This window comes from Sphaerotilus microaerophilus, from assembly GCF_023734135.1.
Taxonomy (GTDB): domain Bacteria; phylum Pseudomonadota; class Gammaproteobacteria; order Burkholderiales; family Burkholderiaceae_C; genus Sphaerotilus; species Sphaerotilus microaerophilus.
On the sequence record NZ_AP025730.1, the window covers coordinates 2,714,127 to 2,736,731 of the forward strand.

19 protein-coding genes are annotated in these 22,605 nt (G+C 72.0%); 5 read left to right on the forward strand and 14 right to left on the reverse strand.

The annotated features are described in order from the left end of the window. Positions 1-61: 61 nt before the first annotated feature. The 8 genes from NGK70_RS11790 to NGK70_RS11825 form a co-directional block, all read right to left on the reverse strand. Positions 62-478, reverse strand: a complete 417-nt coding sequence (locus NGK70_RS11790) for a glutaredoxin family protein (RefSeq protein ID WP_251973400.1) — start codon at positions 476-478, stop codon at positions 62-64. Positions 479-493: 15 nt separating this feature from the next. Beyond that, positions 494-1,198 carry a glycerol-3-phosphate 1-O-acyltransferase PlsY gene (gene plsY, locus NGK70_RS11795; protein WP_251973401.1) on the reverse strand — a complete coding sequence of 235 codons (705 nt, stop codon included), beginning with the start codon at positions 1,196-1,198 and terminating at the stop codon, positions 494-496. Positions 1,199-1,249: 51 nt separating this feature from the next. Beyond that, entirely contained in the window at positions 1,250-1,750 is a 501-nt protein-coding gene (gene ybaK, locus NGK70_RS11800) for a Cys-tRNA(Pro) deacylase (RefSeq protein WP_251973402.1), read from the reverse strand. A 47-nt stretch (positions 1,751-1,797) separates the two neighbouring features. Beyond that, entirely contained in the window at positions 1,798-2,424 is a 627-nt protein-coding gene (locus tag NGK70_RS11805) for an L-threonylcarbamoyladenylate synthase (RefSeq protein ID WP_251973403.1), read from the reverse strand. A gap of 100 nt (positions 2,425-2,524) precedes the next feature. Continuing rightward, positions 2,525-3,466, reverse strand: coding sequence for a 3',5'-nucleoside bisphosphate phosphatase (locus tag NGK70_RS11810; protein ID WP_251973404.1), 942 nt, complete (start codon positions 3,464-3,466; stop codon positions 2,525-2,527). Between the two features lie 97 nt (positions 3,467-3,563). Continuing rightward, entirely contained in the window at positions 3,564-6,740 is a 3,177-nt protein-coding gene (locus NGK70_RS11815; RefSeq protein ID WP_251973405.1) for a sensor domain-containing protein, read from the reverse strand. Continuing rightward, positions 6,737-7,633 (reverse strand): transporter substrate-binding domain-containing protein, encoded by an 897-nt coding sequence (locus tag NGK70_RS11820; protein ID WP_251973757.1) that lies wholly within the window; start codon positions 7,631-7,633, stop codon positions 6,737-6,739. Before NGK70_RS11820 ends, NGK70_RS11815 begins: the two co-directional genes overlap by 4 nt. 277 nt (positions 7,634-7,910) lie before the next feature. Further along, a complete protein-coding gene (locus NGK70_RS11825; RefSeq protein WP_251973406.1) occupies positions 7,911-8,357 on the reverse strand; it encodes a MarR family winged helix-turn-helix transcriptional regulator in 447 nt (148 codons plus the stop codon). Positions 8,358-8,619: 262 nt separating this feature from the next. Between NGK70_RS11825 and NGK70_RS11830 the strand changes: the two genes are divergently transcribed. The 4 genes from NGK70_RS11830 to NGK70_RS11845 all read left to right on the forward strand — a co-directional run bounded on the left by NGK70_RS11830 (position 8,620) and on the right by NGK70_RS11845 (position 12,615). Continuing rightward, positions 8,620-9,156, forward strand: a complete 537-nt coding sequence (locus NGK70_RS11830; protein WP_251973407.1) for a VOC family protein — start codon at positions 8,620-8,622, stop codon at positions 9,154-9,156. Positions 9,157-9,259: 103 nt separating this feature from the next. Beyond that, the gene (locus NGK70_RS11835) at positions 9,260-10,924 is read left to right on the forward strand and encodes an FAD-dependent oxidoreductase (protein WP_251973408.1); all 1,665 of its coding nucleotides are present in this window, start codon (positions 9,260-9,262) and stop codon (positions 10,922-10,924) included. Between the two features lie 70 nt (positions 10,925-10,994). Continuing rightward, positions 10,995-11,201 carry a DUF2783 domain-containing protein gene (locus NGK70_RS11840; protein WP_251973409.1) on the forward strand — a complete coding sequence of 69 codons (207 nt, stop codon included), beginning with the start codon at positions 10,995-10,997 and terminating at the stop codon, positions 11,199-11,201. Positions 11,202-11,436: 235 nt separating this feature from the next. Then, complete coding sequence (locus NGK70_RS11845; RefSeq protein ID WP_251973410.1) at positions 11,437-12,615, forward strand: glycosyl hydrolase family 18 protein; 1,179 nt, start codon at positions 11,437-11,439, stop codon at positions 12,613-12,615. On the opposite strand, the gene NGK70_RS11850 is transcribed toward NGK70_RS11845, so the two are convergent. From NGK70_RS11850 to NGK70_RS11870, 5 genes are all read right to left on the reverse strand, one after another. Further along, positions 12,602-14,419: a polysaccharide deacetylase family protein gene (locus NGK70_RS11850; RefSeq protein WP_251973411.1), complete on the reverse strand. Its 1,818-nt coding sequence runs from the start codon at positions 14,417-14,419 to the stop codon at positions 12,602-12,604. The two genes, NGK70_RS11845 and NGK70_RS11850, sit on opposite strands and share 14 nt — an antisense overlap. Continuing rightward, positions 14,416-14,679, reverse strand: coding sequence for a hypothetical protein (locus tag NGK70_RS11855; RefSeq protein WP_251973412.1), 264 nt, complete (start codon positions 14,677-14,679; stop codon positions 14,416-14,418). Before NGK70_RS11855 ends, NGK70_RS11850 begins: the two co-directional genes overlap by 4 nt. Then, complete coding sequence (locus tag NGK70_RS11860) at positions 14,680-16,092, reverse strand: glycosyltransferase family 2 protein (RefSeq protein ID WP_251973413.1); 1,413 nt, start codon at positions 16,090-16,092, stop codon at positions 14,680-14,682. It abuts the gene before it with no gap. 31 nt (positions 16,093-16,123) lie between these two features. Next, entirely contained in the window at positions 16,124-19,228 is a 3,105-nt protein-coding gene (locus tag NGK70_RS11865) for a BcsE family c-di-GMP-binding protein (RefSeq protein WP_251973414.1), read from the reverse strand. Between the two features lie 400 nt (positions 19,229-19,628). Next, positions 19,629-20,783 carry an NAD(P)/FAD-dependent oxidoreductase gene (locus NGK70_RS11870; RefSeq protein ID WP_251973415.1) on the reverse strand — a complete coding sequence of 385 codons (1,155 nt, stop codon included), beginning with the start codon at positions 20,781-20,783 and terminating at the stop codon, positions 19,629-19,631. A 102-nt stretch (positions 20,784-20,885) separates the two neighbouring features. Between NGK70_RS11870 and NGK70_RS11875 the strand changes: the two genes are divergently transcribed. Continuing rightward, positions 20,886-21,509, forward strand: a complete 624-nt coding sequence (locus NGK70_RS11875) for a histidine phosphatase family protein (RefSeq protein ID WP_251973416.1) — start codon at positions 20,886-20,888, stop codon at positions 21,507-21,509. A 19-nt stretch (positions 21,510-21,528) separates the two neighbouring features. Here NGK70_RS11875 and mnmH read toward each other — a convergent pair whose 3' ends face one another. After that, entirely contained in the window at positions 21,529-22,587 is a 1,059-nt protein-coding gene (mnmH, locus tag NGK70_RS11880) for a tRNA 2-selenouridine(34) synthase MnmH (RefSeq protein ID WP_251973417.1), read from the reverse strand. Between the last annotated feature and the right edge of the window lie 18 nt (positions 22,588-22,605).

Sequence of the window (22,605 nt, forward strand, 5' to 3'; positions counted from 1 at the left end):
GGGCGCGCTGACCCGGCGCTCCGGGGCAGCGACCCGGTTGCGTTCAGCCGCATCGGTCGGATCAGGGGGCTGGTGAGGGGGCGGTGCCCGCGAGCGTGCGGGTGATGCGCTCGGCGTCGAAGCCGCGCTGGGCTTGGCCACGCACCAGCACCGTGGGGGTGCCGGGCCGGCCGAGGCGGTCGTATTCCTCGGCACAGGCGGCATCAAGGTCGACGAAGCACTCCTGGAACGGGAGGGCGTGGCGGTTCAGCCAGCCGCGCGCCTGGGTGCAGAAAATGCAGGTGGTCGATGAGAGCATGCGGATGTCGCCCGGGCGGGCGACAGCACGCAGCGCCTCGGCCCGCTGGTGATGCACCCAGGCGCGGGCGCCCTCGGCGACCGCCGCGGCCACGACGACCACCAGTGCCAGCGAGGCAAAGCCGCGCCAGCCGGGGCGGCGTGACGGCGGTGGAGCCGGGTTGGGGCGTGCGGCGGGCATGGCGTATCGCAGGGCTCAGTGGCGCTTCTTGCCGTGGCCCTTCTTCTCATGGGCATGTGAGCGCACGGTGGGGTGGTGCGGCGCGGGGGCGGGCGCGGCGGCAGCCGGCGCGGCCTTCTGGCCGAGCTTGCTTTCCTTGCCGGCCAGCAGCTTGCCGATGTTGGCCTGGTGGCGCCAGACGAGCAGGGCGCTCATCGCCAGCACCGCCAGCGTGGCGCCGGAGGGCCCCCAGCCGATCACCTCGATGACCGGCGCGGCCACCGCAGCGATCAGCGCGGCCAGCGAGGAATAGCGCGTGAAGTAGGCCACCGCCAGCCAGACCAGCAGCACCGCCAGGCCGAGCAGGACGTTGAGCCCCAGCAGCACGCCCGCCGCGGTGGCCACGCCCTTGCCGCCCTGGAAGCGGAAGAACACCGGCCAGAGATGGCCCAGGAAGGCGGCCAGGCCGACCCAGGCGGCACTGGTCTGGTCCAGCCCGATGCGCTCGCCCCAGAGCACGACGGCCAGCACGGGCAGCAGACCCTTGAGCAGATCGAACAGCAGCGTGAAGACGGCGGCCTTCTTGTTGCCCGAGCGCAGCACGTTGGTGGCACCGGGGTTGCCCGAGCCGTAGCTGCGCGGGTCGTTCAGACCCATGAAGCGGCTGACGATGACGGCGAAGGAGAGCGAGCCGATCAGGTAGGCGGCCAGCAGGGCCAGGGCATTCCAGAGCAGGGTCATGGTGGGGGCTTGGGGAGGTGTTCTTGTGGGAGCGTTGGGGGCGATGTGCGGTCAGGCGCTTGCCGGGTCGGCCGCCTGCACCGGCCGGGCCTGCAGCACGCGGGTGAGCACCTCGGGCTCGATGCCCACGAGGTAGCCACGCCGACCGCCATTGATGTAGATGCGCGGCAGGTCGAGGATGCTGGCCTCGACGTACAGCGGCACCGCCTTGCGGAAGCCGAACGGCGAGGTGCCGCCGACCTGGTAGCCGCTGTGGCGCTGCGCCACCTCGGGCCGGCAGGGCTCGATCTTCTTCAGGCCGGCCTGGCGGGCCAGGTTCTTGGTGCTGACCCGGCGGTCGCCGTGCATCAGCACGATCAGCGGCCGGGCGTCCTGGTCCTGCATCACCAGGGTCTTGACGACCGCGTGCTCGTCCACGCCAAGCTGCCGCGCGGATTCGGTGGTTCCGCCGTGCTCGACGTAGTCGTAGGGGTGCTCGGTGAAGTTCACCCCCTGCGCACGCAGGAACTGGGTGGCGGGGGTTTCGCTGACGTGGGTGGTCTTCTTGGCCATCTTGGATGGTCGGGGTCGAACAGGAACGGTCCGTGGGTCGGCGGGGATCAGCCCAGGCCGAGCAGCGCCGGGTCGCCGCGGCCGGCGCGCACCAGCACCGGCTCGCTGCCCGTGAGGTCCACCACGGTGGTGGGCTGCGCCGGGCAGGCGCCCGCATCGACGATGGCCTGCACCAGCCGGTCGTAGTGCTCCAGGATGGCGTTGGCCTCGTTGAGCGGCTCGGTCTCGCCGGGCGGGATCAGGGTGGTGCCCAGCAGCGGCTGGCCGAGCAACTCCAGCAGATCCTGGGTGACGCGGTGGTCGGGCACGCGCAGGCCGATGGTGCGTCGAGAGGGGTGCGACACGCGCCGCGGCACCTCCTTGGTGGCTTCCAGGATGAAGGTGTACGGCCCCGGGGTGGCGCTCTTGAGCAGGCGGTATTGGCGGTTGTCCACGCGCGCGTAGCTGGCGAGCTCTGAGAGGTCACGGCACAGCAGCGTCAGGTGGTGCTTCTCGTCCACGCCCCGGATGCGGCGCAGCTGGTCGGCTGCGGCCTTGTCGTCGAGGTGGCAGACCAGGGCGTAGCTCGAATCGGTCGGGATCGCAGCGACACCCCCCGCATCAATGATGGCCGCGGCGTGCTTGAGCAGGCGCGGTTGCGGGTTGACGGGATGGACTTCGAAGTACTGGGCCATGGCCGGATTGTCCACCCGAGCCGGCCAGCGTGGGCCCCTGTCGGGTCGATCGGCATGGCCGCCAGGCTCAGGATCGGCGCCGACGCAACGCCTGGCCGGTTCAGCGCGGCACGGGTGCGGCCGGCGGTATGGGCACTGGTTCTGCCATCGCGCGCTGGATGCGCCCGCCCAGCCGCTCCCACACCGGCGTGAGGCCGGCGGGCAGGGGCGGCAGGCCACCCAGGTCGATGCGGCTCTCGCCGGGCGAGTGGAAATCGCTGCCGCGCGAGGCGACCAGGCCCAGCTCGCGGGCCAGGTCGGCGTACTTGGCGTACTCCGCGACCGAGTGGCTGCCGGTCACCACCTCCACCCCCTCGCCGCCGTGGGCCTGGAACTCGGTGAACAGGGCGTACTCCTCGGTGGGCGAGAAGCGGTAGCGGCCCGGGTGGGCCACCACGGCCGTGCCGCCGGCCTCGGTGATCCAGCGCACGGCGTCGCCCAGGCGGGCCCAGCGGTGCGGCACGAAGCCGGGCCGGCCCTCGGTGAGGAAGCGGCGGAACACCTCGCCGGTGTCGCCGCAGACCCGTGTCTCGACCAGGAAGCGCGCAAAGTGGGTGCGCGAGATCAGCTCCGGGTTGCCGACGTACTTCAGCGCGCCCTCGTAGGCGCCGGGGATGCCCACCCGCGCCAGGTCGGCGGCCATCTCGCGGGCGCGCTGCTCGCGCCCGCCGCGCGTGGCGGTCAGGCCGGCGGCGAGCTGGGCGTCGTCGGCATCGAAGCCCAGGCCGACGATGTGCACCGTCTCGCCGGCAAAGGTCACCGAGATCTCGGTGCCGGTGAGGTAGTCCAACCCCAAGGCATTGGCGGCGGCACGGGCGCGCGGCTGGCCGCCGATCTCATCGTGGTCGGTCAGCGACCACAGCTGCACGCCGTTGCCCTGCGCGCGTGCTGCCAGCTGCTCCGGGCTGAGCGTGCCGTCCGACACCGTGGAGTGGCAGTGCAGGTCGGCGTTGAGGCCGGGTGCAGGGGACGGGGGGCGAGTCGCGCGGGCAGGGCTGTTCACCCCGGCATTCTAGGAAGGCGAGACGGCCGGCGCTGTCACAGGGTCAACAGGGCCGGCCGGGGGACGGCTGGGTGAATGGCTGGGGGACCGGCCGGGTTCAGGCGGGCAGGGGGGCGTCGCAGCGCGGCAGCCAGGCGGCTGCTTCGGCCGCCGGGCGGGGGGGGCTGAAGAGGTAGCCCTGCGCCGCCTCGCAGCCCAGGGCGGTGAGGAAGGCCAGTTGCTCGCTGGACTCCACCCCCTCTGCCAGCACCGAGATGCCCAGGCTGCGCCCCAGCGTCACCATGGTGCTCACCAGCTGGGCGTCGTTGGCATCGCCGGGCAGGTCGTTGATGAAGCTGCGGTCGATCTTGAGCTTGCCCACCGGGAAGCGCTTCAGGTAGGCGAGCGACGAGTAGCCCGTGCCGAAGTCGTCGATGGCCAGCTGCACGCCCTGGGCCTGCAGCGAGCGCAGGAAGCCCTCGGCGTGTTCGCCCTGTTCCATCAGGCCGGACTCGGTGATCTCCAGCTCCAGCCGGTCGGGGGGCAGCCCGGAGGCGGCCAGGGCGGCGCGCAGGCGCTCGTCGGTGCCGCCGCGGCGCGCTTCGACCGGCGAGAGGTTGATCGCGATGCGGCCGAAGTCCAGCCCCGCATCCAGCCAGGCGCGGCCCTGGCGGCAGGCCTCGCGCGTCACCCAGTCGCCCAGCGCGATGATCTGGCCGGTTTCCTCCAGCATCGGGATGAAGATGGCCGGCCCGACGGGCGGCAGGTCGGGCTGGTCCAGGCGCACCAGCGCCTCCAGGCCGACCAGCCGCTGGTCGCTCAGGCGGTACAGGGGCTGGTACCAGAGCTGGAACTCATTGCGCTCCAGGGCGCGGCGCAGGCGGTTGTCCAGCGCGAGGCGGTACTGCGCCGCCTCGGTCATCGACCCGGTGTAGTAGCGGTAGGTGTTGCGCCCGGCGCGCTTGGCCTGGTACATCGCGGCGTCGGCGTCGCGCACCAGCTCGCCCACGCTGTGGCCATCGTTCGGGTAGAGGCTGATGCCGATGCTGGCCTGGACGTACACCGAGGTGTCGCCGATGCGGAAGGGCTCGTCCAGCAGGTGGAGGAGGTCCTGGGCGACGTGGCCGGCGTCCTGCTGGTCGCGCAGGTGCTCCATCACCAGCACGAACTCGTCCCCGCCGAGGCGGCCCAGCGTATCTTCGCGTCGGGTGCGCTGGGAGAGCCGGGCGGACACGGCCATCAGCAGGTGGTCGCCGGCGTCGTGGCCGAGGCTGTCGTTGACGGTCTTGAAGTTGTCCAGGTCGATGAACAGCACCGCCACCTGCGTTTCCAGCCGCTGGGCGGCGGCCAGCGCATGCTCCAGGCGCGACAGCACCATCGGCCGGTTGGGCAGCTGGGTCAGCGGGTCGTAGTGCGCCATGTGCTGCAGGCGCTCCTCGGTCAGCTTGTGCGAGGTGGTGTCGGTGAACACCGCGACGTAGTGGCTGGGCCGCCCCTGCCCATCCCTGACCGTGGCGATGGAGATCCACTGGGCGTAGAGCTTGCCATCCTTGCGGTGGTTCCACATCTCGCCCTGCCAGTGGCCCTGCGCGGCCAGCGTTTGCCACATCTGCTCGTAGAACGCGCTGTCCTGCCGGCCGGACTGCAGCAGTTGGGGGCGCTGGCCGATCACCTCCTCCTCGCTGTAGCCGGTGATCTCGGTGAAGGCGCGGTTGACGGAGACGATGGTGGACGTCAGGTCGGTGACCATCACGCCGTCCTGGGTGCTCTCCAGCGCCGCGGCGTGCAACTTCATGCGCTCCTGGGAGTCGCGCAGCGCGGCCTCGCGGGCGTACTGTGCGCGGGCAAAGGCGATGTCCGCGGCCACCTCCTCGAACAGCTGCTGCTCGTCCGCGTCGGCGGGGTCCAGGTGGGTGTGCGCGAGCACCAGGGCGGCGTCGCAGCGCGTGTCGCAGCGCAGCGGCAGGGCCACCAGGTCGAAGGCCTGCCCGTCCGGGGTGTTCCAGGTGTCCTGCGCCCAGTGGGGCTGCCCGTGGGCGATGGCCTGCCAGGCCGACCGTGCCGCGACGGCGGGCGGTTCAGGTGCCGGGCTGGCACCCCCCGGGGCTGAGGCCGCGGCCTGCGCGAGCGTGCGCGCCGGAGACTCCGGCGTCTCGGCGGTGCCGTCGAAGCTCAGTACCCAGGCGGCGCGGAAGTTCCCCTGCGTGATCGCCATGGCACAGATGCGCGTGAACAGGTCGGGCTCGCTGTGGGTCTGGACGATGGCCTGATTGACCTGGCTGAGGAAGCTGTACAGGCGCGAAAGCACCTGCACGCGCCGCTCGGCCAGCTTGCGCTCGGTGATGTCCCAGCTCACCCAGACCACCTGGTCCTGGTCGGGCAGGGCGGCTGCGCGGCCCTCGAAGTGGCGCCGGCCGGCAGGCGTGTCGAGTTCCAGCTCCATCTGGGCCGGCTGGCGGGTCTCCAGCGCCCGGCGGATGGTGGCCATCACGCGCTCGGCCAGCTCCGGCGGCAGGTGCTCCGCCACCGACCGCCCCAGCAGGCTGTCGCTGGGGGCGGCAAACTTCTCGGGCGGCCCCCAGGCGCCCTGGTAGCGCCCCTCGGCGTCGATCAGGAAGGAGACTTCCGGGATCGCCGTGGTGAGCGCGCTCAGCCGGCGCTCGTTGGCGGCCAGTTGGGCCACCGCCCGCTCGCGCTGCTGCTGGCTGCGGTGCATCTGCCACATCAGCGCGGCGGCCAGGCCGCCCACCAGCAGCAGCGTGAAGGTGGTGCGTCGGGCCTGGGCGCGCAGGCGCTCGCCGTGTTCGGCGTGCACGGCCAGTTCGACGTCCATGGCCGCGGACATCAGCTCGCCCTGGTCGGCGCGCAGCGCCAGCGCTGGCGCGGTGGGGCGCTCATCCAGGCGGCTCTGCACGCTGTTGCGCAGGGCCTGCAGCGCGCTCAGGTAACGCGTGGCGGCCTCGCGGCGCGCCTGCGTGAGCTGCGCCGGCAGCTCGATGTCGGCCACGGCCGGGGCGTCCTCGGCCAGCAGGCGGGCCTGGTACAGGGCGGTGGCCAGATCGGCGCTGACCATGGCCGCACTGACGGTGCTGTCGCCGGCACGCAGCCGTTCGGCATAGAGCTGGGCGCGCTGCACGCTCTGCTGTGCCGTCGCGATGGCCTGGCGCGGTCCGACGGTGGCGTCCAGCGTGGCGGTCCAGCTCAGGTGGCCCCAGGCGATCAGCCCCAGGCAGACCAGCGCGAACAGGGCGGTGGCCGCGTATTGCCGCTGGCGGGCAGCGGGCCAGTTCTTCACGGGCGACCCTCCTGCGCGGTGGGCGCGGGGGGCCGCGCTGGGGCGATCGGCAGCTCGTCCGGCTGGAAGCCGTAGGCCTGCGCCAGCCTCTGGTGGGCGGGGCTGCCCAGGAAGCCTGCCAGCGCCGCGTCCAGGCGCGGCAGCCGCTCGTCGCCCAGGCGCATTGCATACGCGGGCAGGCCAGCCGCCCCCGCCATCGCGGGCGCCTGGAAGGGGTCGGCCAGCTCGCCGCCCGGGGCGCCGCTGACCCGCATCGCCCAGCGCAGCGATGGTGCCGACAGCGCGAAGCCCGCCGCTCGGTTGGAGCGCACTGCGGCAATGCCCGATTGCACATCGGGCACCTTCAGCAGGCGCGAGTCGTCGATCCCGGCCGCGCCGGCCAGGGACGCCTCCACGCTGCCGCGGATGACCGCCAGCCAGGCCTGGGGCCGGTCGCGCAGGTCTTCCAGGCGATGCAGCCCCATCGGGTTGAAGGCGGTCACCAGCAGGCCCATTTGCACGCGGGCGGTGGGCCGGGAGAAGGTGATCAGCATGGCCCGCTCGGGCGCGGCGAACAGGCCGGCGGCGATCAGGTCGATGCGGCCCATGCGCAGCTCGTGGATGAGCTGGCCGAATTCCAGGTGCACCCACTCCGGCTCGGGCGGGCCGGCGCGGGTGAGCACGGCGCGCAGGACGTCGGGCGATTCGCCGAACACCCGCCCTTCCAGCCCGACGCCGGCGTAGGGCAGTTCGATGCTGTAGGCCACCCGCAGGCGCTGCGGCGCATCGGCAGAGCGATCAGGAACCACCCACGCCGGCGGGGCCAGCACCATCACCACGCCGATGACCATGCCGGCCAGCACCGCGACGATCCATGCCGACACGCCCAGCGAATGCCTGGCCTCCTTGTCCATCGCCACGCCTCCTGTCCTTCCTTCGGCCTGCTACATGGCCGGCCCGCCGGCGCCCCGCTCCCGGGCCGGCAGGTGTACCGTGCGGGTTGGGGCGGCCGGCTGGACCGGTGTGGCCTTGTCGATCGTGGGCCGCATGGGCCGATTGCTGCGCGATGACGCAACCGCGCGATTTTCTCATTTTGACCCATTCGACCAGGCTTGCCCCCCCAGGTGACCCGGTTTCGACCGATCCAGGGGGGCGTTGGCCCGGCGGGACAGGGGGGCGGCCTGTGTGGTTTCAGCCCTGCCGGATCAGTTGCTGCGCGCGTTCGCCGACCTTGGCGATGACGGCGTCCAGGCTGGACCGCTCGGCCGGATCCAGCGCGTCGAGCAGGAAGGCCACCCGAGCTTCCACCAGCGGCACGACCTTGCGCACCAGCGCCGTGCCGGGCGGCAGCAACTCGATCACCCGGTTGCGCCGGTCGCCGGGATCCTCGCTGCGTTGGATCAGGCCGTCCTGCTCCAGCCGGGTCACCGCGCGGCTGACCTGCATCTTGTCCAGCGTGGTGTGCGCGATCACGTCGGCCGTCTTCATCGCACCGTTCTCGTACAGCGCCGCCACCACGCGCCACTCGTCGCGGCTGAGCTCGAAGCGCTCGGCGTAGACCTGTGCCATCGCGCGGCTCACGGTGTCCGCCAGCACCGCCAGCTGGTAGGGAAAGAAGGACTGCAGCTTGAGGGTCATGGCTGTGCAGGGAGTCGCATGTCGGTGGCGTGAATGGTAACAAACGATATGAACTGGCTTGGGGCGTGTAACGCATCCGGACCTGCGCCGGATCAAGCATTTGAATGACAAACAGGCGGTTCGGCGCGATACCCGAGTGCCGAACGCGGGATCACAAAGCACTTGCGTTATTAGTCACAAGCGTTACTATATGGGCCAGTCGCTGGTCTACCGTGCCGGCGCAACCGAGCCACCCGCACCCGTTGACCGAGGAGACCGCCCCATGAACATCCAGCGCATCCACCACGTTGCCTACCGCTGCCGCGACGCCAAGGAAACCGTCGAGTGGTACCGCAAGCACCTAGGCATGGAGTTCGTGCTCGCGATCGCCGAGGACCAGGTTCCCTCCACCCACGCGCCCGACCCCTACATGCACCTGTTCATGGATGCGGGCAACGGCAACGTGCTGGCCTTCTTCGAGCTGCCCAACTCCCCGGCCATGGGCCGCGACCCCAACACCCCGGACTGGGTCCAGCACATCGCCTTCAAGGTCGGTAGCGTGCAGGAACTGGAAGAGACCAAGGCCCGGCTGGAGGCCAGCGGCATCGCCGTGGTGGGCGTGACCGACCACACCATCTTCAAGTCGATCTACTTCTTCGACCCCAACGGCCACCGCCTGGAACTGGCCGCCGACACCGGCACGCCCGAGATGTACAAGAAGCTCGACGACGTGAAGTGGGAGATGCTGGAAGAGTGGTCCAAGACGCGCCGCGCCCCCAAGCACGCCGCCTGGATGCACGAAAAAGAGTTCACGCAGTGAGCCGAAGCGGCCCCGCCGCTGCCACCGCCCGGTCATGCGCCCTTTGATGCGCCCACTGTTGCGCCCGACCCGGCGCCAGACTGAAGTCCTGCGAGGAGACCCTGTGCTCAAGACCTATACCTACCCCCAGTTCGACTACCGCCAGAGCGCGGAGCAGAAAGAAGGCCGCGTCGCCCGCCACCCGGTGGTGATCATCGGTGCCGGCCCGATCGGCCTGACCGCCGCGTTGGAATGTGCCGCCCGCGGCCTGCCGGCCGTGGTGCTGGACGACAACAACACCGTCAGCATCGGCTCGCGCGCCGTCTGCTACGCCAAGCGGCCGCTGGAGATCTGGGACCGCCACGGCCTGGGCGAAGGCTTCGTCGAGCGTGGCGTGAGCTGGAAGGTGGGTCGCGTATTCCACCGCGAGGAGCAGGTCTACCAGTTCGACCTGCTGCCCGAGCCGCACCACAAGATGCCGGCGATGATCAACCTCCAGCAGTACCACGTGGAGGAAGCCATGGTGGCCGCCTGTGGCCGCAGCCCGCTGGTGGACCTGCGCTGGAAGCACAAGCTGCTGAGCCTGGCGCAGGCCGGCGACGTGGCCACGCTGACGGTGGAGACCCCCGACGGCGTGTTCCAGCTGCAGGCCGACTGGGTGATCGCCTGCGACGGTGCCAACAGCGACACGCGCCGCATGGTCGATGGCCAGTTCACCGGCCAGTTCTTCCAGGACCGTTTCCTGATCGCCGACGTGGTGATGGACGCCAGCTTCCCGACCGAGCGCTGGTTCTGGTTCGACCCGCCCTTTCACCGCGGCGCCGTGCGCCCGGACGGCCAGCGCATGCCCACCAGCGTGCTGCTGCACAAACAGGCTGACAACGTCTGGCGCATCGACTTCCAGCTCGGCTGGGACAGCGACCCCGAGGAGGAGAAGCGGCCCGAGAAGGTCATCCCGCGCATCCAGGCCATGCTCGGCCCCGAGGCCAAGTTCGAGCTGGAGTGGGTGTCGGTCTACCAGTTCGCCTGCCGCCGCGTGGACAACTTCCGCTACGGCCGGGTGATCTTTGCCGGCGACGCGGCGCACCAGGTCTCGCCCTTCGGCGCGCGCGGTGCCAACACCGGCGTGCAGGACATCGACAACCTGATCTGGAAGCTCAAGCTGGTGCTCGACGGCGCCGCACCGCCCGCGCTGGTGGACAGCTACCACGAGGAGCGCGCCTACGCCGCCGACGACAACCTGCGCAACTCGACGCGCTCGACCGACTTCATCACGCCCAAGAGCGCGGCCAGCCTGCGCATGCGCGACGCGGTGCTGGAGCTGGCGCGCAGCGAGGCCTTTGCCCGCCCGCTGGTCAACAGCGGCCGGCTGTCCACGCCGACGCCCTACCTGAGCTCCTCGCTCAACACCGCCGACGAGAGCGAGTTTGCCGGGCGCATGAAGCCGGGCACCAACTGTGCCGATGCGCCGCTGCAGCGCGACGGCCAGCCCGTGTGGCTGCTCGACGCGCTGGCCGAGGCGAGCCGTGGGGCGGGGGACTTCGTGCTGCTGGTCTGGGGCGATGGCGGCGTGGCTGCCGAGGCGGTCAACGCGGGGGCGGTGACGGCGCGCGTGCTGCGCGTCGGCCCGGGCGGGCTGCAGGACGCCACGGGCGTGGCCACCGAGCGCTACGACGCCCAGCCCGGCAGCGTCTACCTGATCCGGCCCGACCAGCACGTGGCCGCACGCTGGCGCAGTTTTGACGCGGCCAAGGTGCAGGCGGCGCTGCGGCGCTGCCTGGCGCAGTGATGACCGTTGCTGCCCTGATGCAGGCATCAACGCCGGCATCGATCCTGCCCATGAACGAGGAGAACCCCACATGCCGATGATCCACACCCCCAACCTGTCCGACCCGGACGGCTTCTACGAGGAGCTGATCGACGCCCAGCGCGGCCTCAGCGACGAGCAGGCCCAGCTGATGAACGCCAAGCTGGTGCTGACGCTGGCCAACCACATCGGCGACCGCGAGGTGCTGCGTGAGGCGTTGCAGGTGGCCCGGCCCCTGGGGGCCGCCACCGCGGGGTGATGTGGTCGGGCGGAGGGGCCCGGATTGATGCGTCCGGGTGGATGAGCCCGGATGGATGAGCCCGGGCGGTGCGGGTGGGCAGGACCCGCCGCCGGGCTGGTGCCGGTATCGATAAAATTGGTAACCGAGCCGGCTGGGTGCCAAGGTGTCTGACGGCCGATCACCTGAAGCCTGACGCCGCCCGCACCATGTCCCTCCGAAGCCCGACCGCCCTCCTGGGCTGGTCCCGCCTGCCGTGACGGCCGACGCGGCCGGTCCACGTCTCGACCGCCGCCGCTGGCTGCAGCGCGGCTGCGGGCTGTGGCCGCTGTCCGGCGGCTGGTGCTGGTCTTCCGGCGCGGCGGCGACCCCCCGGCGCCACGCGCCGGCACATGCCGGGGTCGACCTGCAGCTCTGGGGCTACTACCCCTGGTGGATGCGCGAGGACTGGCGGCGGCGGCGCATCGGCCTGTACGACCGCCTGTCCGTCTTCGAGATCGAGATCGGTGACGACGGCCAGCTGCTCGACACCCAGGGCTGGCCGGTGCGCTGGCAGCCGCTGGGCGCGGCGCTGCGTGCCGGCGGTGGCCGCCTCGACGTCACCCTCTTCCTGGCCCAGGCCGAGCGCTTCGAGCGGGTGTTTGGCAGCGCGGAGCGGCGTGAACACCTGCTGGCGCAGGTCCTGGCGCTGTCGTCCCCGGCGGACGGGGTGAACCTGGACGTCGAGATCTACACGCCGCTGACGGCGGCGGCGCGGCGCGGCTACATGGCGTTCTGCACCGCGCTGGCCGCGGGCCTGCATGGCCAGCGCGGCGGGGCATCGGGCGCCCACCCCAGGGCGAAATCGCTGTCCGTCTTCGGTGTGATGGGGGCGGCGGTCGACCTGTATGAACGCCCGGTGCAGGCACTGATCGACCACGTCGTCGTGCAGGGCTACGACGCCCACCATGCCGACAGCCGGCGTGCCGGCCCGGTGGCACCGCTGCGCGGGCCCTACACCCTCACCTGGGAACGCGCCCTGCGGCACTACCTGGCGCTGGGCTGGCCGCGGCACAAGCTGCTGTTCGGGCTGCCCTTCTACGGCTACGAGTGGGCCACCGAGTCGGCCACGCCCGGGGCGGCGACGCTCGGCCAGGGCCGCCAGATCAGCTACGGCGCGGTGGACGAGCGCCTGCTGCCGCAGATCCGCGTCAATGCCCGCGCCGAGGTGCAGCGGCACGGCCTGCGGCGCGACGCGGCCAGCGGCTCCCCCTACTACGTCTACCGCGACGATGGCGGTCACTGGCGCCAGGGCTGGTTCGAGGACGAGACCAGCCTGGCCGCCAAGCTGGACTTCGTGCGCGATGAGGGCCTGGGTGGCGCCGCAGTGTTCCCGGTGGGCTACGACGACGGCGCGTTCGACGCGCTGCTGCAGCGCCGCTTCAGGGGAAGCTGAGCCGCAGGCTGTGCCGGCCCGGCGGCAGCGCCGGGAACACCAGCGCCGAGCTGAATCGGTCGATGCGCCGCAGTTGCGCCGCGCCGGTGCCGCCCGGCGGGGCGCTGGCCTGCAGGCGGGGTGCCTGGTTGGCGCTGCGGTGGCCCACCAGCAGGGTCAGGCCGCTCACCGGGGCGTTGCCGCTGACGCTGACCTGCAGCTCCAGGGTGTTGGCGTCGGGCATGCGCGCGTCCAGGCGGGCCCGTTGGCGCTGGCGCCACCAGTCGGCGATGGCTCCGCCGGTGGCGATCCAGGCCTGCTGATGGCGAGGGCCGATGTGCCGGGTCAGGATCTCCACCGCCTGGGTCATCAGGGTGCTGTGGGTGGGCCGGTTGAGCAGCTGATCGGTGTCGGCAAAGTTCTGGCTGTGCACGCTCAGCAGCCCCAGCCCGCCCAGGCGCAGGTTGAACTCGTACTCGCCCACCAGCGCAGCGCCCACCTGCGCCGGCGTGAGCTTCAGGTCCATGTAGTTCAGGTCATCGAGCTGGCCGCGCGGCAGCACGACCAACGCCCGGGCCGGATCCGGCGAGCCGGCGAAAACGGGCAGCCGGTCGGCACTGCGGCTCGGATCGGCGGTGTGGTGCTGCAGCCCCAGCGCCATCAACAGGGCCTCGGTGGTCTCGTCGTAGGACTCGGTCGGGGCGCGGAAGCCCCGGCCCACGCCGGCCACCCAGTCGCCCTTGGCGCCCAGGGCACCGCGCATCTCGTCGAGCATGCGCTTGAGGCGGCGCTGCTGCTTGTCGCGTGGCAGGTCCTTGAAGCCGTAGTGCACCTCGCCGTGGAAACCGATCTCGTGGTGGCGCGCCAGGCGCTTCACCAGGTCGGCCTGCTTGCGCACCTCGCTGGTCAGGCAGTAGAAGGTGCCGCTGGCCTGGATCTGTTCGAGCAGTTCGGCGAAGTGGATCGCGTTGGCAAACCCCTCCTCGGTGTCCATCTCGATGAGCTGGGCCGCGCGGGTGCCGTTGGGCCAGGCCGCCAGGTGCACGCTGGGCCGGCGCAGCAGCCAGCGCAGCGCCTGGTCGGCCAACGCCTCGAAGTCACCGGGCTGGAAGCTCCAGGCCGTTTCCGCGTAGCCGAACACGACGCGCCGCCCCGGCCGGGCACCACCCTCGTCGTAGACGATCGCCGAGCTGTGCGAATTCGGCTGCAGCACGGTGCGGGCCCAGTCCAGGTAGGCGGCGGCCTCGACCCCGCCCTTGAGCGCCAGGGGCCGCTCGGCCAGCTCGCCCAGCCAGATCCGCCGCCCGGCGGGCACCTCGCGGTTGACGGGGGTGTCGCCGTAGGGGATCAGGAAGCGCCGGTTCGAGGTCGGCTCGATCTCGCCGGTGACGTCCACCCCGGTCAATTCGCGCAGGAAGCCGTGACCCATCCACTGCCCGCCGACATCGCGCGCGCCGGTGGACCAGGTGGTCAGCAGCTGCCCGCCGATGTCGCGAAAGCGCAGCAGCGCTCCCCGCTCGGCCGCACTGAGCGCCACCGTCGAGGGCAGGACCAGCACGTCCTGCGGTTTTAGCGCGGCCAGCTCCTCCGGGCTGTGCAGTTCCCGGAAGACATGCCCGCGCCCCTGCAGCAGGCGGCGCCAGGGGCCCAGCAGGGCGTCGTGGCTGCCGCCTACGCCGGGCAGGTAGGCGCGCGTGCTGGGTGAGGCGTAGAGCGCCACCTGGCCCTCGGCGCGCGCCTGAACCGGCAACAGCAGTGCCAGCGCCGCGACCAACAGCGCGCAGCCCCGCAGGGTGAGCGGCAGCAGGAAGGCCGCGAGCCTCATCCGCGCAGGGCGCCGTCCGCCGGGCCGGGGGCCGCCAGCGCCGCGAAGGGCGTGCCCGAGGCCGAGGGCAGGTAGGGGCGCAGGAAGACCGGCACGAAGGGCTCCGGCGTGGCCGCGGTGGCCGTGCCCTGGGCACGCCGGGCCCGCTGGCGCTCGCGCCGGGCGCGGAAGATGCTGTAGGCCACCACCGCGGCGGCCAGCGTCAGCAGGTTGATGGCCACGCTCATGTAGGCGAGCAGCACGATCGGGTCGAGTTCCATCTAGATCTTTCCTTCTCTGGTGAGCTTGCCCCAGGTCATGTCGAGGCGCAGCAGTTCTTCAAGGGTGGCGATGAGCTTGGTGATGTCCGAGAAGATGGCGTAGAAGCGGTAGAGCAGCACGCCGGGCAGCAGGCGGGGGTCCTCCTCGTCGAGCACGAGGCAGTAGGTGGTGACGGCCACGTCGAACAGCGCGGCGAGCAGCCACCACAGGAAGAGGTACTCGAAGCTGCCGAAGGCCAGCGTCGCGTGCGTGAAGAAGGCCAGCATGAACAGGCTGAGCACCGGCACCACCAGTGAATCGGCCGCCATGTACCAGAGCGACAGGCTCGCCACCGGGTGCTGGCGCAGCCGGGTGAGCAGGTGGCGGTGCTTGAGCACGCACTGCACGGTGCCGCGGGTCCAGCGGTAGCGCTGGTTGACCAGGTCCAGCCAGCGGCTGGGCGACTCGGCCCAGGCCTGGGCGGTGGGCTCGTAGGTCACGGCCCAGCCGGCGGCCAGCATCTTGAGGGTCAGGTCGCGGTCTTCGGCGAAGGTGTCGCTGTCGTAGCCACCGGCCTCGATCAGCGCCTCGCGACGGAAGACGCCCAGCGGCCCGCCGATCACGCTGACCGCCCGCACGGAACTCTGCGCACGCCGCTCCAGCGCCAGGCCCTGGATGTACTCGATGGCCTGCAGCCGGGTGGCGAGGTTCTCCCGGTTGGCCACCTTGACGTTGCCGGCCACGGCGCCCACCGTGGGGTCGTCGAAGTGCGGCACGCAGGCGCGCAGTGCGTTCGGGCTGATGCGGCTGTCGGCGTCCATGTTCAGCACCAGCGAGCCACGCGCCTGTGCCAGGCCCACGTTGAGCGCGGAGGACTTGCCGCCGTTGGGCTTGCGGATCACCCGCACCCGCGAAGACTCGCGTGCCGCCTCCTGGGCGCGCAGGTAGGTGTCGTCCGACGAACCGTCGTCGATCACCAGCACCTCGTAGCAAGGGTAGTCCAGCTCCAGCAGCGAACGCACCGACTGGCGGATCACCGGGCCCTCGTTGTAGGCGGGCACCACGATGGAGATGAAGGGCAGCGGCCGCCCGGCCTCGGCCATCGCGGCGGCGCGCGGCGCTTCGTCCTCCTCGCCGGGGCGCAGGGCGGTGTCGACGCCCGAGGCGGTCAGGAAGGCGACGTAGCGCAGCATCAGCAGCGCCACATAGAGGCTCAGCAACGTCAGCGCCGGGCCGCTGTGGCCGAACTCGACGCCGTCGAGCGTGCTCATCACGTGCCAGGTCAGCACCGCGCGCTCGTTGAGCAGCGGCAGCAGCAGCGTCAGCGGCAGCAGCACCAGCAGCAGGGTGAGCAGCACCACCACCTTGCCCTGGCCGGGCCGGCGCCGGCGCAGCCAGGCCAGCAGCGTGGCCAGATGCGTCCTCAGGCTCATGCCCGCCGTTCTCCCCGCGTTCATCCGCGGTTCACCAGAGCTTTTCGAGCGCGGCCAGCACGCTCGTCGCCCGGTAGCTGGACTGGCCGCGCCGGGTGGTCTCGTGCGAGGCCTCGGCCCGCAGCGCCCAGTCCGCGCTCAGCCAGCGCTTGCCGCCCGCAGACAGGGCCCAGCCGTTGGCGCCCTCGCCACCCAGGCGCTGGCTGCGCTTGAGCTCGCCCTGCAGCTCCCACTGCGCCTCCCAGCGGCCCCAGGCCAGGCCGAGGTTGGCGGTGTAGTGGCCATCGGCCGGGGACCAGTAGCGCGCCTCGGCGCGCTCGGCCCGGCGGGCCGACAGGCCGGCGAAGGCCTTCAGGCCCAGGCTCGCGGGCAGGGGCTGCCAGGCCGGCGTCACGCGCAGGCTGGCATCGTCGATGCGATTGCCGTCCGAGACGGCGTAGCGGGTCCACTGGCCCTGCCACTGGCCGCTGCGGTGGTCGGCCTGGGCGCCGAGTTCGACCATGCGGGCGGTCAGACCGTCCTGCAGGGCGCGCGGGCTGAAGGCCAGCTGGCCCCAGTTCACCCGGCCGGCGCGCAGGCTGAGGCCGCCGTCGAGCAGGCGCACGCCGGCCTCGCCGAACAGCCGCGTCTGCGGCTGCTGCTGCGCGGTGAGCTGCAGCTGCGGCGCCCACGACAGGCCGCGGTGCTCGTAGCGCAGGCCGAGTTCGCGCGGGTTCAGGCTGACCTGCCCCGGCGCATCGGTTTCGTGCCGGCCCTCGGCCGTCAGCTCGAAGACCTGGGCCAGGTCCGGGTGCCACCAGCGGTGCGACAGCGTCAGGCTGCTGCGGCGTGCCTCGCTGGAGTCGCCGACGTGGCCAAGCTGCACTGTGCTGCGCGGTCGCAGGTGACGGCCGGCCGCAGCCAGGCCGGCACGGGCCTCCACATGGCCAGGCTCCTGCGCCAGCACGCTGCGAAACAGCGGATCCGCCAGCTCGGGACGGCCACTCCACAGCCGCACGTGGGCGATGCCGAGCCGGCCCTCACGTGCCAGCGGCGTGCCAGCCAGCGCCCCATAGTGCTCGATCGCGCGGGGGTAGTCGCCCGTCCAGGCCAGGCTGTTGGCCAGGCGCAGGCGCAGGTCGTGGTCGCCGGGGCGCTGCTGGATCTCGGCCAGCCCCAGCCGGGCCGCCTCGGCGTAGCGGGCCTCTTCGTAGGCCTGGGTGGCGGAGTCCGCCGGTGCGGGGGGCGCCGGGGAAGCCGGTGCGGTCGTGGTGGCCGCAGCCGCCGGGACGGTGTCGCTGCTGGCCAGCTGTGCCCCAGCCTCGGGCAAGGACGTGCGGGCGGCGAGGGGCGTGCGCGCCTTCCGGCCGGCCTTGGCCGCCGTCGTCCCTGTTCCTGCCCCCGTCTGGGCCAGTGCGGGCGCCGGTGCGGGCAGCAGTGCCAGGGCCAGCAGGGAGGCCAGCAGCGGCCCGATCAGCACCCGCGAGTGCACCGACCGCTGGCTGCCCGGCATCGTCACGACGTTGTGCGCGTTGCCCGTCTGTGCGCTGGCGGGGACGTCACTCAGGTCCTGGCGCAGGTCGTCCAGGCGCTCGGCGATCGCCTCGTCGGCGAACAGGCTGGTGCGCTTGACGCCCTGCTGCAGACCCTGGTTGCTCAGCCAGCGGTTCACGACCTGCACCGCGTCGCGCTCCCGGCAGCCCTGCAGCAGGAAGACCAGCGTGTCCGCCGTGCGGGTGGCCAGGTCGCCCCGCCGGGCCGCGCAGGCCGCGGCGGCGTCCCAGTCCACGTCGCTCTCTCGTCGGACCTCGACTTCGGCCAGGGTCGAGGGCACCTCCAGCGCGCGGTTGCGCTGCAGCGCCGCATCGGCCTGCTGCAGGAACAGCCCGTTGGCCAGCCAGCCACTGGCCGGCGGTTCCACGAGCATGGGCTGCCAGTCCTCCAGCGCCAGGCTGGCCGGCACGGTGATGACCTCGGGCGGTGCCACGCGCTCGCCTGTGAGCAGGGCGGCCCAGGTGCTCGGCGGCGCCACGGCCGCCAGCACGTTGTCCACGCCGGCGCGCAGCAGCAGCTTGCGCTGCAGGTGCTCGCGCACGCGGTAGCGCGACTCGCGCACCACGATGCGGGCGTGGGGCCCCAGCAGGGCGCGCAGGTCCTGCATCTGCTGCACGAACAGGCCGAAGTCGGTCGATTCGCCCAGCGCCACCAGCGCGTTGGCGCCCTTCTTCTGGCTGGCCACCCGGGTCAGCAACTCATTGATGCTGCGCGCACGCAGCCACTGGACCTGCGTGGCGAGCGCATCGAGCCCGGCCTCGGCCGGGCCGACGTACCACACCCGCTGCCGGCCCCGCGGTGCGCGCGGACTGCTGCGACCTTCGCGACCTTCCTCGGCGGTGGCTGGGGCCTGGCCTCGGGCCGGCAGATCGGCAGGGGTGGCGGGGCCGGCGGCCTGGGGGGGCAGGGCATGGGTGCTCGTATCGGCGCCGAACGACAGGCTGCGCCCGACTTGATCGCCGGCCGGCGTGTGCCAGAAATCCATCTGCATGAGCAGGCCGTTGGCCTCGGGCTGCACCCGGGCGACGCCGCAGAAGTGCTGCAGGGCGGCCTGGTTGCCGTCCAGGATCGGCCGGCTGGCGCTGCTGCGCAGGAACAGCAGCAGCATCGTGTGGCCGCGCTGCCGGGCCCATTCCCCGTAGATGCGGGCTTGCTGGACCACCGCCTGGTGGTCGTGCGGGGTGAACAGGTCGTCCGACTGGTCAATGACGATCAGCGCACCGTCCTCGATGCCGAAGTGATCGAGCTCCTGCACGTAGCCTGCCGCGCCGCGGCGGAAGAGGTGGGTGTCGTGGTCCGCGTTGGCCGTGAACAGCTTCAGGCGCTGCTGCTCGAAGGCCGCCGACAGCTCGGTTGGCGCACCACCCTGGCGCAGCACCGTGGCAAAGGTGCCCTGGTCCGGGCTGAGCGGCGTGATCAGCACGCAGGGCCGGCCTTCGGCCAGGGCCGCGCGGATCGGCGCGACCCAGAGCGCGCCCCGGGCGGCGGCGGTCTCCAGGCCGATGGCGTACAGCGCGCCGCGTTCCAGGCGCGATGGGAACACCGGACTGTCTTCCTTGCCTTGCGCTGGCGATCGGCTGGCGGCTCGGCCGGTTGAACTCATCTGAACACTCCCTCCGGGACATGGATGGCGATGGCATCACGACAGGGCAACGCACATCAGGAAACAATTAGATGGGAAATCTTCACATTTATTGTATCGACTGAGATTTCCGTTTCGGACGTCGTCCTTTCGCTGCAAATGAAAAACGCACGTAATTGGATGATACGCGCGTGATTTAAGTCACATTTACGGCCATCGTGCGTTCGGCTACATGATCCGATGTCGCGCAGATGTGACGCAGATGCGGTGCGGATGTGATGTGGCACTGCGCGCTGACCAGCGCGCCGGGCGCTGTGCCGGCGTGTGGATGCCTGCCGGTGCGGCGCAAGGCGGCTGCCATCCCGCCATCGCGGGGTAGCAGCCGGTCACGTCGGCAGCAAGTTGTGTCGTTGGCGACAGTTCAGGGCTGGGCCCGGCGTGGGACGCAGGTGGCTGCCTGCACGCCTTCGGCAGCCAGCGCGGCCGGCAGCGGGTCGCCCATCAGCAGGGAGGCCGCCAGTTCGCTCGCCGCGGCCGCGCTCTGGATGCCGTAGCCGCCCTGGCCGGCGCACCAGAACAGGCCGGGGCAGGCGCTGTCCCAGCCAATCACCAGCTCGCCATCGGGGGCGAAGGTGCGCAGGCCGGCCCAGGTGGCGGCCGGGCGGCGGATCCGCAGGGTGGTGGCGCGCTCGATGGCGTCGATGCCCAGCGCGATGTCCAGCTCCTCGGGGCGCACGTCGTGGGCAGCGCAGTCGTCGGCATTGGCGGGCGAGCCCAGCAGCCGGCCGGCGTCGGGCTTGAGGTACCACCGCTCGTCCACATCCACCAGCAGCGGCCAGCGGCTCACGTCCACGCCCGGCGGCGCGTCGAAGGTGAAGGCGCTGCGCCGGCGTGGCTGCAGGCCCACGGACGGTGCCCCGCACAGCCGGGCCACGTCGTCGGCCCAGGCGCCGGCGGCGTTGACGATGCAGCCGGCCTCCACCCGCTGGCCGTCGGCCAGCCGCAGGGTCCAGGCGCGTTCGGCATGGCGGGTCACCTCGATCAGCTCGGCCTGGCGCCGGAGCGCGCCGCCGGCCGCATGCAGGCCGCGCAGGAAGCCCTGGTGCAGCGCGTGCACGTCCAGATCCTGTGAGTCCGGGTCGAGCAGGCCGGCGGCGACGCGTTCGGGGCGCAGGCTGGGCACGCGCGCGAGGATCTCCGCGGCGCCCAGCTCGCGCAGGCCCGGGCAGGTCGCGGCCAGCTCGGCGCGCAGCGCCTGCAGCGCTGCGAGCTGCTCAGGCGCGGCGAGGTAGATCACGCCGCGCGGCGTCATCAACCGGCCCATGGCCAGCTCGGCGGGCGGCGCGGCGTAGAAGGCCTCGCTGGCGCGGGTCAGCGCCCGCACGCCGGGCGGGCCGTACGAGGCCATGAACATGGCTGCCGAGCGGCCGGTGCTGTGGTAGCCGGGCTGCTCCTCGCGCTCCAGCAGCAGCACGCGCGGGCGTCGCGGGTGGGCGGCGAGGCGCCAGGCCAGGCTCGCACCGGCGATGCCGGCACCGACAATCGCGATGTCGGCTCGAAGGGGTTCGGTGGGCATGGGGCGATGGTACGCAGGCCCGGTGCCGGCGGCCGGACCCCGTCGAGCCCTGTCGAACTCCCTTGGCCCACGTCAACCGCGCCTCGTCGCCGGCGCCCGCCCATGACCATCTTCCTGATCCGCCACGGCGAGACCGCCCTCAACGCAGCGCGTGTGCTGCAGCCGCCCGACACACCCCTGTCGCCGCGGGGCCTGGTCCAGGCCGAGGCGCTGGCACGCCGGCTGGCTGCGCTGCGGCCCGCCGCCGTGCTCAGCAGCGACCAGCCGCGCGCCGCGCGCACTGCCGAGGCGATCGCGTCGGCCTGCAGGCTGACCGTCCAGCCCAGCGAGCTGCTGCGTGAGCGGCACTTTGGCGAGTGGCGCGGCCGCGCCTACGACGACCTGCCGGCCGATGTGCTGCGCAGCGAGGCGCCGCCGCCGGGCGGTGAGTCTGGCGCGGCATTCCGCGCCCGGGTGGATGCGGGCTTCGTGCAGATCCTGCAAGGGCATGCCGCCCTGGCCGGGGCCGGGCCGCTGGTGGTCGTCAGCCACGGCCTGGTGATCTGGGACCTGCTGGCGCGCCACCTGGATCGCGCCGGTGCACCGATGCCGACGCACCTGGGCAACACCAGCCTGACCGTGTTCGCCGCCCATGCGCCCCATGCCGTCCGGCTGCTGGCCTGCACGCGCCACCTGGAGGGCGAAACGGCGGTGGCGGACGACCCGCGCGCGCTCTGCGGCGGGTGAGCGTCACCCCTGTCAGGGGTCAGTAGGCCAGCAGCGAGCGGGCGGCCGCCTGGAGGCTGGCAGGGGAGGCGTCCGGCAGCGCCAGCGTTCCGGCCTGGGCCAGGCCGCTGAAGTGCTGGTGCAGCGACCGCTCGTAGCCCGGGTCGTAGTGGCGCTGCATCAGTTCGGCGAAGACCTGTGCCACCGCGCCGGCACGGGCGGCGGCCTGCCACGCCTGCACCTGCTCACGCCCGCGCAGCTCGATCAGGTTCTCCAGCAGGGTGCAGAGCCGCTCGGGGTCGTCGCGCAGGAAGGCGTAGTCCTCCAGCAGCAGCTGCACGCGTGCGTCGTCGGGCAGTTGCAGCATCAGGCAGTGGCCGTGCTTGCGCATGCGCTCGATCAGCGCGGCGGGGACCCACAGGCGGCCGATGCGCAGGCTCTCGCTTTCCACGAAGACGGGCCGCGCGGGGTCCAAGCGGCGCAGCCGGTCCCAGATGCGCGTGTCCAGCGCCTTCTGGCTGGGCTGGGGCTGGTTGGGCAGCTCGCCGAGGACCGAGCCGCGGTGGGCGGCCAGCTCCTCCAGGTCGAGCACCTGGGCGCCCTCGGCGGCCAGGGCGTGCAGCAGGCGGGTCTTGCCGCAGCCGGTCTTGCCGCAGACGACGCGCCAGTCGAAGCGCGCGGGCCACTGCAGCAGGTCCTCGCGCACCCCGGTGCGGAAGGCCTTGAAGCCGCCTTCGACCAGGTGGGTGCGAAAGCCGATGCGTTCGAGGAACCAGGCCAGCGTGCCGGAGCGGTCCCCACCGCGCCAGCAGTAGACCAGCGGGCGCCATTCGCGTGGCAGCGGGCGCACCCAGTCGTCGATGTGCCGGGCGACGTTGCGGGCCACGAGGGCGGCGCCCACCTTGCGCGCCTCGAAGGCGTTGACCTGCTTGTAGAGCGTGCCGACGATGCGGCGCTCCTCATCGTCCAGCACCGGCCAGTTCACTGCGCCGGGCAGGTGATCCTCGGCGAACTCCCCGGGCGAGCGGGCGTCGATGATGGCGTCGAAGGCGGACAGGTCGGCCGCGGCCTGGGTGGCGGGAATGCGGTGCAGGGACATGCCGCGATTGTCACCGTG